Annotated in this window: 11 protein-coding genes; 6 read left to right on the forward strand and 5 right to left on the reverse strand. The window is 67.1% G+C overall.

Annotated elements, in window-relative coordinates:
• Positions 1-91 (reverse strand): transposase (locus R5H29_RS22560; RefSeq protein ID WP_332329010.1); only part of this gene is annotated, 91 nt, incomplete at its 3' end.
• A gap of 515 nt (positions 92-606) precedes the next feature.
• Positions 607-1,527 (reverse strand): LysR family transcriptional regulator, encoded by a 921-nt coding sequence (locus R5H29_RS22565; RefSeq protein WP_111097995.1) that lies wholly within the window; start codon positions 1,525-1,527, stop codon positions 607-609.
• Positions 1,528-1,667: 140 nt separating this feature from the next.
• Between R5H29_RS22565 and R5H29_RS22570 the strand changes: the two genes are divergently transcribed.
• Positions 1,668-2,369: a pirin family protein gene (locus tag R5H29_RS22570; RefSeq protein ID WP_171952198.1), complete on the forward strand. Its 702-nt coding sequence runs from the start codon at positions 1,668-1,670 to the stop codon at positions 2,367-2,369.
• Between the two features lie 81 nt (positions 2,370-2,450).
• Here R5H29_RS22570 and R5H29_RS22575 read toward each other — a convergent pair whose 3' ends face one another.
• Positions 2,451-3,146, reverse strand: coding sequence for an alpha/beta hydrolase (locus tag R5H29_RS22575; RefSeq protein ID WP_164145204.1), 696 nt, complete (start codon positions 3,144-3,146; stop codon positions 2,451-2,453).
• Between the two features lie 184 nt (positions 3,147-3,330).
• Between R5H29_RS22575 and R5H29_RS22580 the strand changes: the two genes are divergently transcribed.
• The gene (locus tag R5H29_RS22580) at positions 3,331-4,470 is read left to right on the forward strand and encodes an MFS transporter (protein WP_058980091.1); all 1,140 of its coding nucleotides are present in this window, start codon (positions 3,331-3,333) and stop codon (positions 4,468-4,470) included.
• Between the two features lie 80 nt (positions 4,471-4,550).
• Here R5H29_RS22580 and R5H29_RS22585 read toward each other — a convergent pair whose 3' ends face one another.
• Entirely contained in the window at positions 4,551-5,669 is a 1,119-nt protein-coding gene (locus R5H29_RS22585; protein WP_111097992.1) for an alpha/beta hydrolase, read from the reverse strand.
• A gap of 183 nt (positions 5,670-5,852) precedes the next feature.
• Between R5H29_RS22585 and R5H29_RS22590 the strand changes: the two genes are divergently transcribed.
• The 4 genes from R5H29_RS22590 (at position 5,853) to R5H29_RS22605 (ending at position 12,734) form a co-directional block, all read left to right on the forward strand.
• Complete coding sequence (locus R5H29_RS22590) at positions 5,853-7,199, forward strand: cytochrome c (protein ID WP_332329895.1); 1,347 nt, start codon at positions 5,853-5,855, stop codon at positions 7,197-7,199.
• A complete protein-coding gene (locus R5H29_RS22595) occupies positions 7,196-8,122 on the forward strand; it encodes a c-type cytochrome (RefSeq protein WP_171952200.1) in 927 nt (308 codons plus the stop codon). The genes R5H29_RS22590 and R5H29_RS22595 overlap by 4 nt, the downstream gene beginning before the upstream one ends.
• 116 nt (positions 8,123-8,238) lie before the next feature.
• On the forward strand, positions 8,239-10,617 hold the full coding sequence (locus R5H29_RS22600; protein WP_332329888.1) for a TonB-dependent receptor domain-containing protein: 2,379 nt from the start codon (positions 8,239-8,241) through the stop codon (positions 10,615-10,617).
• Positions 10,618-10,625: 8 nt separating this feature from the next.
• Positions 10,626-12,734, forward strand: coding sequence for a phosphocholine-specific phospholipase C (locus R5H29_RS22605; protein WP_332329889.1), 2,109 nt, complete (start codon positions 10,626-10,628; stop codon positions 12,732-12,734).
• 108 nt (positions 12,735-12,842) lie between these two features.
• Here the strand turns inward: R5H29_RS22605 and R5H29_RS22610 are convergent, their stop codons facing one another.
• Positions 12,843-14,438, reverse strand: a complete 1,596-nt coding sequence (locus tag R5H29_RS22610; protein WP_332329890.1) for an alkaline phosphatase D family protein — start codon at positions 14,436-14,438, stop codon at positions 12,843-12,845.
• Positions 14,439-14,448: the final 10 nt, after the last annotated feature.

A 14,448-nucleotide genomic window follows, 5' to 3' on the forward strand; every position in this document is an offset into this window, starting at 1 on the left:
TGTGGCGACGAGCAACGGCTTTGACTGATGTGGAGGTCTTGCAGGCCTCTTTGGCGACCTGCAGTTTGAAACGAGCGTCGTATCTGTTCATGTATCCCTCGGGGTTGGATCTGGCGTCCAACTCCCGGGGGTCACTTCACCATGGGGGCTCGATGGCGGCATCCATGCCGCCAACGGTCCTGCCTGCCCATGCCGCCCCACCTCTGACAGATTTCCGCGATCTGATGGATCCACGCCATGCGTGGATGAATCTCCATCGAGTTCGAGTATTTCGATAATTGATCGAAGAGCATCCACGCATGGCGTGGATCTACCGTGTCGACCAAGGTCGACACCTACCAACAGCAGCGGGACTCTGTCGAAGGCGGGGTGGGGGCCGGTTCCGGGGTGTGCGCGGGCGGGGTGGCGCCGGCCACCCCCCCACGCCGGGGTTTGGGGGGGGGCCCGGGGCCTGCTGGCCGGGCCAACCCCCCCGGGGCCGGTTGGCGGGCCCCCCCCCCCCCCCCCCCCACCCCGCCATCCCTCAGGAAACCAGCTGTTGCTGTTGCTGTTGCTTCGGCCATAGCTGTTGCTTCGGCGGGTGCAGGGCGCAGCCCTGCCAAACCCCTACCCCCTGGCCATTGCCTGCCACCACTGCGACAGCAGCTCCGGCCTGCGCAAGCGCTCGCGCCACCAACGCAGTGCGGCGCCGTCTTCGCCGGTGCGCCAGGCCAGCCAGAAGGTCTCTTCCGGCTTGTGCTCCTCCACCTCGCGGATCACCAGCTGGCCACGCGCCACCGCAGCGCGCGCGCACGGCTCGGGCAGGAAACCGAAGCCCACGCCTTCGCACTGCAGTTTCAGCTTGCTGGCCATGTCAGGCACCGTCAGCATCTCCTGCCCCATCAACAGGCCCACCGTGCGCGGCAGCAGCCGTCGTGCCGAATCGGAGACCGCGATCGCGCAGTGCTCGACCAGCTGCTCGCGACCCAGCACGCCAGGCACGTTGGCCAACGGATGTTCGGGCGCGACCGCGAATACGAACGCCACCGTACCCAGCGGCTCGACCACGTAGCCACCGCCGCTGGGGCCCTCGCCCGGCGCGCCGACCAGCAGGTCGGCACGGCGGTCCAGCAGGGCCTCCCAGGTGCCGGACAGGGCCTCGCCGATCAATCGCAGCCGGGTCGGTGCCTCGGCCTCACGAAACGCGGCGATGTCCGGGCCGAGCAGCCAGGTCGGAAACACCGAGTCCACCGCCAGCGTCAGCTCGGTCTCCCAGCCCGACGCCACCCGGCGCACCCGCAGTTCCAGCTCGCGGGCTGCACGCAGCAGGTGTCGACCCTCGTCCAGCAGCGCGCGGCCAGCTGCGGTCAGCTCGGCGCGCGGGCCAACCCGGTCGAACAGCTGCACGCCCAGGTCCTCCTCCAGCTTGGCCACGGTGTAGGAGATGGTCGAGGGCACCTTGTGCAGCGCCTTGCCAGCGCCCGCAAACGAGCCGCGGCGGTCGATGGCATCCAGGATCTGCAGGGCATCGAGGCTGAGCTTGAGCATTCGAATTTTTCGATGATGGCTGTCAAAACTATCCGTTTTTAAAACCCCGGGCGCAAGCGGATACTTCTCTCCAACGGGGAAACACAGCGGCTACCGGTCCACCCCGCCCCATCGAAACCATCGAACAAGGAGATTCCATCATGCTGCAGATCCGCAAGAGCGCTACCCGTGGCCTGGCCGAGCATGGCTGGCTGTCCTCGCGCCATACCTTCTCCTTCGCCAACTACTACGACCCGCGTTACGTCAGCTTCGGCCCGCTGCGGGTCATCAACGAAGACAAGGTCATCGGCGGCCAGGGCTTCGGCACCCACGGCCACAGCAACATGGAAATCATTTCCTATGTGCTGGGTGGTGCGCTGGAACACAAGGACTCGATGGGCACCGGTTCGGTGCTGCGCTACGGCGACGTACAGCGCATGAGCGCCGGCAGCGGCGTCACCCACAGCGAGTTCAACCACTCGGCCGACGAAACCGTGCACTTCCTGCAGATCTGGATCTTCCCGGACACCGAGAACATCGCGCCGTCCTACGAGGAGACCCACTTCTCGCCGGAGGCCAAGCGCGGCCAGCTGCGCCTGATCGCCTCGCCTGACGGTGCCGACGGTTCGCTGCGCATCCACCAGGATGCCCGCATCTTCGCCACCATTCTTGATGGCGGCCAGAAGCTGCATCACGCCCTCGGCAACGGTCGTGGCGCCTATGTGCAGGTGGCGCGTGGCCAGCTGCAGGTCAACGGCATCACCCTGGAAGCCGGCGATGCACTGCAGGTCAGCGACGAAGCCCAATTGACGCTGGAAAACGGCAACGATGCCGAAGTGCTGGTGTTCGACCTGCCGCTGTAACCACAAGGCCCTCGATGCTGCTGAGCATCGGGGGCCTTTTCGTAGAGCCCGGCCTGCGCCAGGCGTGCTACAGGAGGAGTGTTACCCACCGATGGCGGCGCAGGCCTCCAGGATCAGCGCGGTCACTTCCTTCGGCTGCGAGGCCAGCGAGGCATGGCTGGCATCCAGCTCCAGCAGGCGCTTGGGCTGCATTCTTGCGGCCATGGCTTTCTGGTTTTCCGGCGCGATCATGCGGTCGTGGCGGGACAGCTGGTACCAGCTCGGCCGGTGCTTCCACGCCGGATCGCTGACCGTGTCGCCGAAAGTGCTGGCCAGCGGCGCCTTCTGGGTCACCGCCATCACCCGGCCCTCGTCGGCACTCAGGTCCTGGCAGAAGCTCTCATGGAACTTGTCCGCACGCAGCCACAGGTAGCCATCGCTGTCCGGTGCCAGATTCGGCGCCGCCTCCGGCAGGTGCTGCTGGGTGATGCCACCCGGGCTCTCGCCGGCATCAGGCGCGAAGGCAGCGATGTAAACCAGGCCCTTCACGTTGGGCTCGTTACCGGCCTGGCTGATCACCGCACCGCCGTAGGAGTGGCCGACCAGCAGCACCGGACCGTCGATCTGCCGGATCATTTTCTGGGTGCGTCCTGCGTCGTCGGCCAGCGACGTGAGCGGCAATTCCACCGCCTGCACGCGATCGTGGCCACTTCGATGCAGTTCCAGGATCACCTTGGCCCAATGTGCGGCCCCGCCCCAGAATCCATGGACGAGGAGGATGGTCGGTGTCGTGCTCATGTACGGATCTCCGGCAGCGGCCGGCGGGGTGCCGACCGTGCAGCCACTGTCCGTGGGCGACGTTAATCGCTGGTGACGCGATCGGGTCACTGCAATCGTATGCGTCGCCCGATGTCACGCATGGCACTTGCCGATCCGGCCTGAAAACGTTTTCATAAAAGTCCCCTGGAGCTTCGCATCGCGCATGACGCCTTCATCCCCACGTGCCCAGCAGCACGCCACCCGTGCCGCCTTCTTCATTCCCGGATTCGCCACCGCCGCGTGGGCGCCGATGGTGCCCTACGCCAAGGCCAAGGCCGGGCTGTCCGACGCCAGCCTTGGCGCCGTGCTGCTGTGCCTCGGGCTCGGCTCGCTGCTGGCGATGCCGTTGGCGGGCGCGCTGACCGGGCGGCTGGGTTGCCGACGGGTGATGGTGATCACCTGCGCGATGATGCTGTGCGCCCTGCCCTTGCTGGTGCTGGCGCCCTCGCCGGTGGCGCTGGGCGCGGCCCTGTTCGTGTTCGGCGCCGGCGTCGGTGCGCTGGATTGTGCGATGAACATGCAGGCGGTCGCGGTCGAGCGCGACGCCGGGCGCGCAATGATGTCCGGCTTCCACGCCTTCTACAGCATCGGTGGCTTCGTCGGTGCCGGCTGCATGACCGGCCTGCTGATCCTGGGTACACCGCTGTGGCTGGCCGCGCTGGTGTCGGTGGCGGCACTGCTGCTGGTTGCGGTGCTGTCGGCGCCGCACTGGCGACCGCAACGGATCCTGCACGAAGGCCCACTGCTGGCGCTGCCGCACGGCGTGGTGCTGTTCATCGGCGTGCTGGCCTTCGTGGTGTTCCTCGCCGAGGGCTCGATGCTGGACTGGAGCGCGGTGTTCCTGGCCGAAGTGCGGCAGGTGCCGCGTGACCAGGCCGGCGCCGGCTTCGCGCTGTTCACGCTGGCAATGACCGCGATGCGCCTGTTCGGCGACGGCATCGTCGAGCGCCTCGGCCGCACCCGCACCCTGGTCTTCGGCGGCATCACCTCCGCGGCAGGCTTCACCCTGGCCACGCTGGTGCCCTCGTTCCCGGTGGCGCTGGCCGGCTACGTGCTGGTCGGGCTGGGCTGCGCCAACATCGTGCCGGCACTGTTCTCGATGGCCGGCCAGCAGCGGGTGATGCCGGAGAGCATCGCCATCACTGCAGTGACCACGCTGGGTTACGCCGGCATCCTCGCCGGCCCGGCGGCGATCGGCGCAGTGGCGCATGCCACCAGCCTCGGCTTTGCCTTCCTGTGCGTAGCCGTACTGCTGCTGGGCGTAGCTGCCTCCGCCCGCTCACTGGCCCGACGCGTGGCCTGACAAAAAAAGGGGACGGAGGGGATTAAGTCGCATCTGCCACGGGTGTGCTGCAAACGACTTAATCCCCTCCGTCCCCTTTTTCAGCCGTGTGCCAGCCATTCGGCCTGGGCCGGCAGCTGCGGCGCCGGGCATGCGCTCTGCGGGTGGTGCTCGTCGCGCGCCATCCAGTCGTCAACCACTCCGGCCAGCAGATCCAGCCGCAGCGGCAGGGTGATATGGTCTTCGCCGCGCATCTCGATGTAGTGCGCGCGCGGGTTGGCCTGGGCCAGTTCGCGGCCCTGGCTGACGGGTATGTGCTGATCGCCCTGCCCGTGCAGCAGCAGCACGCAGGCGCGGGTATCGGCCAGCGCACGCGCGACGTCGACGCGGTCCAGATCGACGTCGATGCGACGGCTGGCGTCGGCGATCACCTGGTTGATGTCCTGGCCGCCGTAGCGCCAGCGCGCGTACGACGCCATCGCCTGCGCCTTCAGGCCTTCCGGCTGCAGTCCCATCAGGTGCGGAATCATCGTGCGGATCGCCACACCGGCATTGGCAAACGATTCCATCGCCACCACCCCTTCCACCTGGTCGCCGAGCTTGTCGGCGGTGAATACCGCTGTGGCGGCGCCATAGGACACGCCGAACAGGTACAGCGGGCCGGTTACTTCACCCCGCGCGCGCAGCTCGCCGATCACATCCACCACATCGTCCGATTCATAGGTGCCATAGCCCGACGGCCCAGTACCGGACTGTCCATGGTTGCGCAGGTCGAGCGTGACCACGCGGTAGCCGGATTCGGCCAGCTGCAACGACCACGGCAGCATCGAATCACCGTTCATCATCCAGCCGTGCAGCAGCACCACGGTGCCGCGCGGTGCCTGCGCGCGGAACGGTCGCGGTACTGCCAGGCTCAGACCGGTATCCAGCGGCAGGCCGTTCTCGTGGCGCTGCGGCAGGTAGTGGTAACGCGCGCCGTAATCGCCCGGATCAAACACACGCCAGAAGATCGGCACGCCATCGCGGCCCGGCGCGAAGCCATGGCGGTTGGGCAGTTCGGCGATGGCCGCGGCGATGCGCGGGCGATCGAGCAGGGTCGACACGCCACCTGGCGCGATCAGCCGATCGGCGAGCGAAGTGGACGAGGCATTGATCGAGGACGAGCATGCAGCCAGCCACAGGCCGGCGCACGCCAGCGACAACAGCAGCAGGCGCTTCATGGGCAATCAGGGAAAAGGTGCGACAGCGTGGCAGGTTAGCGACGCGCGCGTGGGCCATCTATCGCGCATGGATGACGGCTTGATGACAACGCAGGAACGATTCAGGTTGTCACAATGGCGCGATTGACCTCGGCATTGATCCGGATCAATGAATACGCCGGCACGATTGCCCACAGTGCCGCCATGCGCACCTCGTTCAAGCTCGCCATTGCCCTGGTCGCCACGCTGGCCGCCGCCTACGGCGTCGCCCGCACCACGCCCTACTGGTTCGCACCGCGACAGGCCGCGCAGGTCGACATCCACGATCCGGCATTGATCGCGCAGGGACAATACCTGTCGCGCGCCGCAGACTGCGCGGCCTGCCACACCGCACCGGGTGGCAAGCCGTTCGCCGGTGGCCTCGGCATGCAGACGCCGATGGGCACGATCTACTCGACCAACATCACGCCCGATCCGGACACCGGCATTGGTGCCTACGACTACGCCGACTTCGAGCGCGCGGTACGTCGCGGCATCCGTCACGATGGCCAGCCGTTGTATCCGGCCATGCCGTACGCCTCGTACGTGATCGCCAGCGACGCCGAGATCAAGGCGCTGTACGCCTACTTCATGGGCTCGGTGCAACCGGTGAAGCAGAACAACGCCGACAGCACGATCCCGTGGCCGGCAAACATGCGCTGGCCATTGGCCTGGTGGCAGCTGCTGTTCGCACGCCCGCGCACGTTCAACCCGGATCCGTCGCTGGATGCCAGCCAGCAGCGCGGCGCCGAACTGGTGGAAGGCCTGGCCCACTGCGGCGCCTGCCACACGCCACGCGGGTTGGCGTTCCAGGAAAAGGCAATGGCCGACGATGGCAGCCGCCAGTTCCTGTCCGGCTCGGTGCTGGAAGGCTGGTATGCGAAGAACCTGCGCAATGAAGCGAGCGGCCTGGCCAGCTGGAGCGAGGGCGAGATCGTCGACTTCCTGCGCACCGGACGCACCGATCGGTCGGCGGCCTTCGGTGGCATGGCCGACGTGGTCGAGCACAGCACGCAGTACCTGTCCGACGCTGACCTGCTGGCGATGGCCCGCTACCTCAAGCAGCTGCCCGCCCGCGAAGGACGCAGCGCACAGTGGTCGCCCGGCAGCGACACGACCACCGCCGCACTGCGCAGCGGCGACTACCGCTTGGCCGGTTCGCTGGCCTATGCCGAGCACTGCCAGGCCTGCCACCGCGCCGACGGGCGCGGCATGCCGCGCGTCTATCCGGCCCTGGCCGGCAACTCGATCGTGTTCGCTGACGATCCCAGCTCGCTGGTGCAGGTGACCCTGATCGGTGGCCGCACGCCGCATACCCCGCACGACCGCATGGCCTTCACCATGCCCGGCTTCGAACAGCTGCCGAACGCGCAGCTGGCACAGATCCTGACCTTCATCCGCAGCAGCTGGGGCAACCAGGCCAGCGCAGTGAGCGAGGTCGACGTGGCACGCATGCGCCGGGTGGTGCGCGACAAGCCAGTGCACTACGTTCCGCAGGAGTCCGCACGATGAAACGTTCGCGCAAACGCTCCCGCCTGCTGATCGGCAGTGCGATCACCCTGGTGCTGCTGGCCGGCGCCGGTACCCTCGCTTACCGCCATCTGTACCCGGACCTGGATGCCGCCGTGGCCAGCACGATCGATATCCTCGATGCACAGGGCAAGGTGGTCGGCCACTACCGTGCACCCAGCGCCGAAGAAATCGCCGGGCTCGGCAATGCCGAGTCGGTGATGCTCGGCCGCCGCCTCCTCAACGAGACCGCACGGCTGCTGCCAGACAACGTCGGCAACGATCTGAACTGCAACTCGTGCCACATGGCCGAAGGCAAGCGGCCGTTCGGCAATCACTACTTCAACACCGGCGGCGGCGCCTATCCGCGCTACATGCCGCGTCCGGGCAAGGTGATCGGGCTGACCGAGCGCATCAACGGCTGCCTGCAGCGTTCAATGAACGGCAAGCCGCTGCCGAAGGACTCGCCGCAGATGCGTGCGATGCTCGACTACATGGCGTGGCTGAGCAGCCCTGTGCCAGTGGGTGCAAGGGTGGCTGCCCCCAGTGAGGGGCCCATCGACAGCGTGCTGACCCCGGACCCGGTCCGCGGCCAGGCGCTGTACGCCGTGCAGTGCGCTGCCTGCCATGGCGACAATGGCGAAGGCCGGCGCGACGCCAGCGGTGACATCGCGTTCCCGCCGCTATGGGGCGACCACAGCTTCAACATCGGCGCCGGCATGGCGCGCCTGTACAAGGCCGCCGGTTTCGTCAAACACAACATGCCGCCGGCAGTGACCCGTGAACCGCCACTGGGCCAGCAGGTGATGCCCGACCAGGATGCGGTGGACATCGCCAGCTACTTCATCAACCAGCCACGCCCGGACTTCGCCAACAAGGCCAAGGACTGGCCGCGCGACCCGAAACCCAAGGACGCGCGGTACTGAGCAGAAGCCATTGGAACCGGCCGTCACACAACACGGTTCCTGCTTCGCCGCGTCATGCCGATGTCATGGGCACTGCCGACACTCCGGGGCTTCCCTCCCCTGAAGGTCCGGTTTCAATGCGAACGTTTGCGCGTTTTCCCCGTGTCTCGCTGCTTGCCGTGCTGATCGCCCCCGCCCTGGACGCCCTCGCAGAAGCACCGCAGGGCGATACGGGCGAAGCGCACAGCAGCGATGCCCGTACCCTGGACCAGGTACAGGTGATCGGCCAGGCCACCAGCTACGCCAAGACGTCGGTGCGCGCAGAAACACTGAACCGGCAGACGGTGATGAGCAGCGTCAACGATGCGCTCAATGAAGTGCCGGGCGTGGTGGTCAGCGAGGCCGATGCCACCGGTTCGTCGGTGTGGGGCACGCAGATCAGCATGCGCGGCTTCGTCACCAACCGCGATACGCAGCAGATCGGCACCACCATCGACGGCCTGCCGAACGGTGGTTCGGGCTACGGCGGTGGATCGCTGGCCAACCGCTACATCGACACCCTTGATCTGGAGACGGTGGAAGTGAGCCAGGGCACCGCCGATATCTCCTCGCGCTCGAACGAGGCGCTGGGCGGCACGCTCAACTTCCTCACCAGCGATCCGCTGCAGGACAGCCGCCTGCGCTTCGTGGTCGGTGCCGGTGACAACGAGGCACGCAAGTACTACGTGCGCTACGACACCGGCCTGCTCGGCGGCCACACCCGCGCGTGGATCAGCGCCTCCTCGTCGAAGGTGCACGACTGGATCGACGGCACCGGCCACGCCAGCAACAACCACATCGCCGGCAAGTTCATCACCGAACTGGATCGCTGGACCCTGACCGGCTACCTGTCCTACAACGATGCCGACGAGCCGGAATACACCAGCGTCTCTCCGAAGGGCTTTGCCACCCATCCGGATCGCGACAACCTGGTCGGCACCCTCACCGGCATTCCCTATCTGGACCAGAATTTCCGTTCGGGCTCGCGTGCGCTGCGCGAGAACACCTTCGGTTACCTGCGTGCGGCCTTCGACGGCGGCAACGGGTTCAAGGCCTCGGTGGCCGCCTACGGGCACCGCATGCAAGGTCGTGGCGACTGGCTTCCACCCTACCTGGCGCAGGTCAGCGATGAGGGTGCGGGCCGCCCCGAATCGGAATATCTCGGTGGCAAAACCGTGTACGGCGGCAGCAACCGTGGCCAGATCTTCTTCGTCAATACCGATGGCAGCGCCGCGCAGCGCCTGGCCAGCTGCACCCCGCGCCTGGGCTTCACCGCCGAGTACGATCCGAACTGCTACGCGGGCAACGTGCTGGGCGCGCAGTCCTACCGCCACACCCACTACGACAACGACCGCATGGGCGTGACCGCCGACGTCGAATGGCGGCAGACCTTCGGTGCGATCGACAACACCATCCGTGGTGGCCTCTGGGTGGAGAAGCTGGACCGTTCGGCACGCCGTGACTGGCACCGCCTGCTCAACGTCGGCCAGGACATCGCCTTCGACAACCAGCCGTACTGGGTGCAGTTCGAGGACAAGTACAAGGTCGACGAGCAGATGTACTACGTCGAGGACGTGGCCCGCTTCGGTCCGTTCAGCGCGCGCCTGGGCGTGAAGCAGTTCTTCGTCGACCAGTCGCGCCGCCGCGTGATCGGTGCCAGCGAGCACGTCAAATCCGATTCCAGGTCCGATCCACTGTTGTCCACCGGCGTCACCTGGGCACCGGGTGTGGAAGGCATGGAGCTGTTCGCCGGCTTCTCGCAGAACTTCGCCGCCATCCCCTCCGGCGTGCTTGGCGAGACCGACCCGCAGCGCTTCCGCAACGTCGAGCCCGAAACCGCCGACAACATTGAAGTGGGCATGCGCATCAGCCGCTGGCCGCTGACCGCCTCGGTCACGCTTTACAACATCAAGTTCGACAACCGCATCGTCTATCTGCCGGCAGGTTTCGTCAGCGGCATCGACTACCTGGGCGAGACCGATGGTGTCTACGAGAACTTCGGCGGCGTGGAAAGCAACGGCCTGGAAGCCGCGTTCGGCTATGGGTGGAACAACGGCTGGCGGATCAACGCAGCCTACACCTACAACCGCTCCAAGTACCTGGGCAGCGGCAATGCCGCGCGTGATGCCCAGCTGGGCATCGTCGACGGCGCCAAGGTGATCGGCCAGCCGGAGAACACCCTGGTGCTGTCGGCCGACTGGCAGGGCGCCAACTGGAACTTCGGCCTGTCCGGCCGTTACCTGGGCACGCGCTACCTTGATGCCGCCAACGTCGAGACGCTGCCCTCGGCCACCGTGTTCAACGCCAACATCGGCTTCGACCTGCAGGGGCTGTCGCCGCGCCTGAAGGGCATGGGTGCCAACCTGGTGGTGAGCAATCTCACCGACAAGCGGTATCTTGCAGGGGTGGACGGCCGCGACAACGCCTTCATCGGCGCTCCGCGCACCGTCGGCATCTCCTTCCGCGTGGACCTGTGAGTGAGCCCGTGACCGATATCGGCCGACGCCGGTTGTTGCAGGCCGGCGTTGCCGCCGGCCTTTCTCCGCTGCTGCCCAGCATCGCCCGGGCCGCAGCGATCGCCCCTGCCGCGCAGACGCGCAGCCTGGAAGACCTGCAGCACATCGTGGTGTTCATGCAGGAGAACCGTTCGTTCGACCACTACTTCGGCACGCTGCCGGGGGTACGTGGCTTCGGTGATCGGTTCGTCGCCCCGGCCGCCGCGCTGCAAGCCGGTGGCCGCACCCGCAGCCTGTGGCTGCAGCCCGATGCCAGCGGCACGCGGGCGATCGCGCCGTTCCCGCTGGATACCGCCGCGCACTTCGGCTACATGCGCGTGGAAGGTACGCCGCATACCTGGCCCGATGCGCAGCGCGCCTGGGACCACGGCCGCATGGGGCAATGGCCGAAGGCCAAGCAGAACCACTCGATGGGCTACTTCCAGCGCAGCGACCTGCCGTTCCAGTTCGCGCTGGCCGATGCCTTCACGATCTGCGATGCGTACCACTGCGCGATGCAGGCCGGCACCAACCCGAACCGGGTGTTCCTGTGGACCGGCCACAACGATGCACAGGCCCGTGCCGGTGGCCCGGTAATCGCCAACTCGCATGACAACTTCCCCGAACACGGCGGGCACCCGGCGTCGTACCGCTGGACCAGCTATGTCGAGCGTCTGCAGAACGCCGGCGTGTCCTGGCAGATCTACCAGGACATGGCCGACAACTTCACCGACAACCCGCTGGCCGGCTTCGAGGCGTTCCGTCGTGCCTACAGCGCGGCACCCGGACATGATCCGCAGCTGCGCGCACGCGCTGTCAGCACCCGTGGCCTGCCACAGCTGCGCCAGGACGTACTCGACGGGCGCCTGCCTCAGGTCAGCTTCATCATCGCCGATGCCGCCGGCAGCGAACATCCCGGCCCGTCCAGCCCGGCCCAGGGCGCGGCCTATACCGCGCGCGTGCTGGATGCGCTGACCGCCGATCCGGAAGTGTGGAGCCGCACCGCCCTGCTGCTGATGTTCGACGAGAACGACGGATTCTTCGACCACATGCCGCCACCGGCCCCTCCCTCACCGGTGAACGGTGGATGGGCAGGTGCCTCGTCGGTCAGTACCGAGGGCGAGTATCACCGTCATCCCGCACCGGGCGACGAGAAGTACGATGCCGCCGAACTGCGCGGGCGCCCGTATGGTCTCGGTCCGCGTGTGCCGCTGTACGTGATTTCGCCGTGGAGCCGCGGCGGCTGGGTCGATTCGCAGGTGTACGACCACACCTCGGTCATACGCCTGATCGAACGTCGCTTCGGCGTGGCCGCACCGGACATCTCGCCGTGGCGCCGTGCGGTCTGCGGGGATCTGAGCAACGCGTTCGACTTCGCCCAGCGTGATACCCGTCCGTTCGTGCGCGGCCTGCCGGACATGAGCGCGGTGGCCGCGCGTGCCGCCGCCCTGCCGGGACGCACCGTGCCCGCGTTGCCCGAGGGACTGAAGCCGGCGAAACAGGAAAGCGGTGTACGCCCGGCGCGTGCCCTGCCCTACCGGCCGCAGGCATCGATCGCTGCGGTCGACGCTGCGGGCGTGGACCTGACGTTGTCCTGCGAAGGCGCAGCGGCTGTGCTGCATGTCTACGACCGGCTGCGGCTGGATGCGGTGCCACGCCGCTACACGCTGCTGCCCGGTAGGCCGCTGCGCGAGCGCTGGCCGCTGGATGCCCAGGGCCGCTATGACCTGTGGTTGCTCGGCCCGAACGGCTTCCACCGCCACTTCCAGGGAGCGGCCACGGGTCCTGCCGTGCAGGCTTCAATCGATCGCATCGATGACCAACTGCGGCTCCGCCTGCGCAATCTGGGCGACAGTGCACAGCAGGTGCGCGTGCACGGCGGCGCCTATGCAGGACACATGCCCGAACAGACATTGGCGCTGCCCGCACATGCGCAGACTTCATTGGCGTGGGATGCTACGCCTACCGCCGGCTGGTATGACCTGCGCGTCAGCGCGGGTGGGAGTGTGCTGCGTTTGGCCGGCCGCGCCGAGGATGGGCGCCCCGGCACCAGTGACCCGGCGATGGGCACCGAGCCGCTGCGGTTCGAGCACGATTGAAGAATCCCTGTAGAGCCGAGCCCATGCTCGGCTGCTTTCGCCCTGGTCGCATTGCCCCGAAAAAAGCAGCCGAGCGTGGGCTCGGCTCTACAGCGCAGACCGGTAGATTCAGGCCTCCTGCAGCCCCGGCCGGCCGTGCTCCACCGCGTAGCGCTTCCAGCTCTGCATGGTACCGTTCGGTCGCATCACCGTATCCAGCGTCTTCATGTCGCCGATCCACGCATCGCGGGTGACATCGCACAGCACGTAGCCACGCTTGTCGGTGGTCGCCTTCAGATAGGGGCTGTGGGCAAGCTGGTTCCTGGCATACGCGTCCACACCCTGGCCATCGGCGCCGGAGGTGATCGACGTGGCGAGGAACTCGCTGGAGACCACGCCCGAGTCACGGTGGTCCTGCACCAGATCGCTGGCATAGTGGCGATGCGCGTCGCCGCAGGCGGTCACCACGTTGCCGAAGCCCACCTTCTCGATGTGGTCGAGCAGGCGCCGGCGGCTGTCCAGATAGCCCGACCACTGATCGTCGGACGACTGCACCACCCCATCCTTCTCGCGCATGTAGTTGCCCAGCGCCACCTGGTGGGCGATGGTGTGCCAGCGCGGTGCGGCATCGGCCAGGCCGTCGAACAGCCAGCGCTCCTGCTTCGCCCCCACAATGCTGCGCTCCGGCGATTCCACCTCCTCGCGCAGCGTCATGTTCACCTGCTTGCTGCGGTACTGGCGGGTGTCGAGCAGGTGCAGGTCCATCAGCGTGCCGTAGCGTGCACGTCGGTACATCTGCATGTGGCCATCGCGCGGGAATGCCGAACGGCGCAACGGCATGTTCTCGTAGTAGGCCTGGAACGCCTGTGCGCGGCGCAGCAGGAATACTTCGCTGGGCGTGTCATCCTGGTCTTCGGCGCCGGCCCAGTTGTTGTCCACTTCATGGTCGTCAAAGGTGACGAACCACGGTGCCGCCGCATGCGCGGCCTGCAGGTCGGCATCGCTCTTGTACTGGGCGTAGCGGCGGCGGTAATCATCCAGCGTGTAGATCTGCGGGCCGATGTGGTTGCGCAGGTTGGTGAACGGCTGTCCGTTCATCTTCCGCAGGCCCGGCTGGCTTTCGCCTTCGTAGATGTAGTCACCGTAGTGGAAGACGAAATCGAGTGGTTCCTCGGCGATGCGTCGCCACGCGGTGTAGTGGCCTTCTTCGTAATGCTGGCAACCGGCCACCACGAAGCGAACGCGATCCACCGCTGCCGTGGCTGCCGGCAGCGTGCGCGTGCAACCCACTGCGCTGGCGTGGCCGCCTACGGTGAAGCGGTACCAGTAGGGCCGTCCGGGCGCCAGCCCGTCCAGCTCCACGTGCACCGCGTGGCCGAGTTCGGGATGCGCCATTGCCGAACCCTGGCGTACCACTCTGCGCATGCCTTCGTCTGCTGCCAGCTGCCACTCGACCACCATCGGCCGGGCCGGCATGCCACCGCCGAACACCAGCGGCTCGGTCGCCAGCCGTGTCCACAGCACCATGCCATCGGCCGAGGGATCACCCGAGGCCACGCCCAGGGTGAAGGGCGTGCTGGCAAAGCGCGGCTTGGCCAGCAGGTTGCGCAGGTTCAGCGCGGTGGCATCGGCCTGCGCGGCCAGCGCGTGTGCCGTGCCCATCCAGGCGCCGGCAGCAGACAGGCCGGCCAGGGCCAGGAATCGCCTGCGATTGATCGTATCCACGGCGCTGCCC

It is taken from the genome of Stenotrophomonas sp. A3_2 (assembly GCF_036624925.1).
GTDB classification, from domain to species: domain Bacteria; phylum Pseudomonadota; class Gammaproteobacteria; order Xanthomonadales; family Xanthomonadaceae; genus Stenotrophomonas; species Stenotrophomonas hibiscicola.

Coding starts and splice junctions, on each gene's coding strand:
- R5H29_RS22565 (WP_111097995.1), bottom strand. CDS start 1,527: ATGCTCAAGCTCAGCCTCGATGCCCTGCAGATCCTGGATGCCATCGAC.
- R5H29_RS22570 (WP_171952198.1), top strand. CDS start 1,668: ATGCTGCAGATCCGCAAGAGCGCTACCCGTGGCCTGGCCGAGCATGGC.
- R5H29_RS22575 (WP_164145204.1), bottom strand. CDS start 3,146: ATGAGCACGACACCGACCATCCTCCTCGTCCATGGATTCTGGGGCGGG.
- R5H29_RS22580 (WP_058980091.1), top strand. CDS start 3,331: ATGACGCCTTCATCCCCACGTGCCCAGCAGCACGCCACCCGTGCCGCC.
- R5H29_RS22585 (WP_111097992.1), bottom strand. CDS start 5,669: ATGAAGCGCCTGCTGCTGTTGTCGCTGGCGTGCGCCGGCCTGTGGCTG.
- R5H29_RS22590 (WP_332329895.1), top strand. CDS start 5,853: ATGCGCACCTCGTTCAAGCTCGCCATTGCCCTGGTCGCCACGCTGGCC.
- R5H29_RS22595 (WP_171952200.1), top strand. CDS start 7,196: ATGAAACGTTCGCGCAAACGCTCCCGCCTGCTGATCGGCAGTGCGATC.
- R5H29_RS22600 (WP_332329888.1), top strand. CDS start 8,239: ATGCGAACGTTTGCGCGTTTTCCCCGTGTCTCGCTGCTTGCCGTGCTG.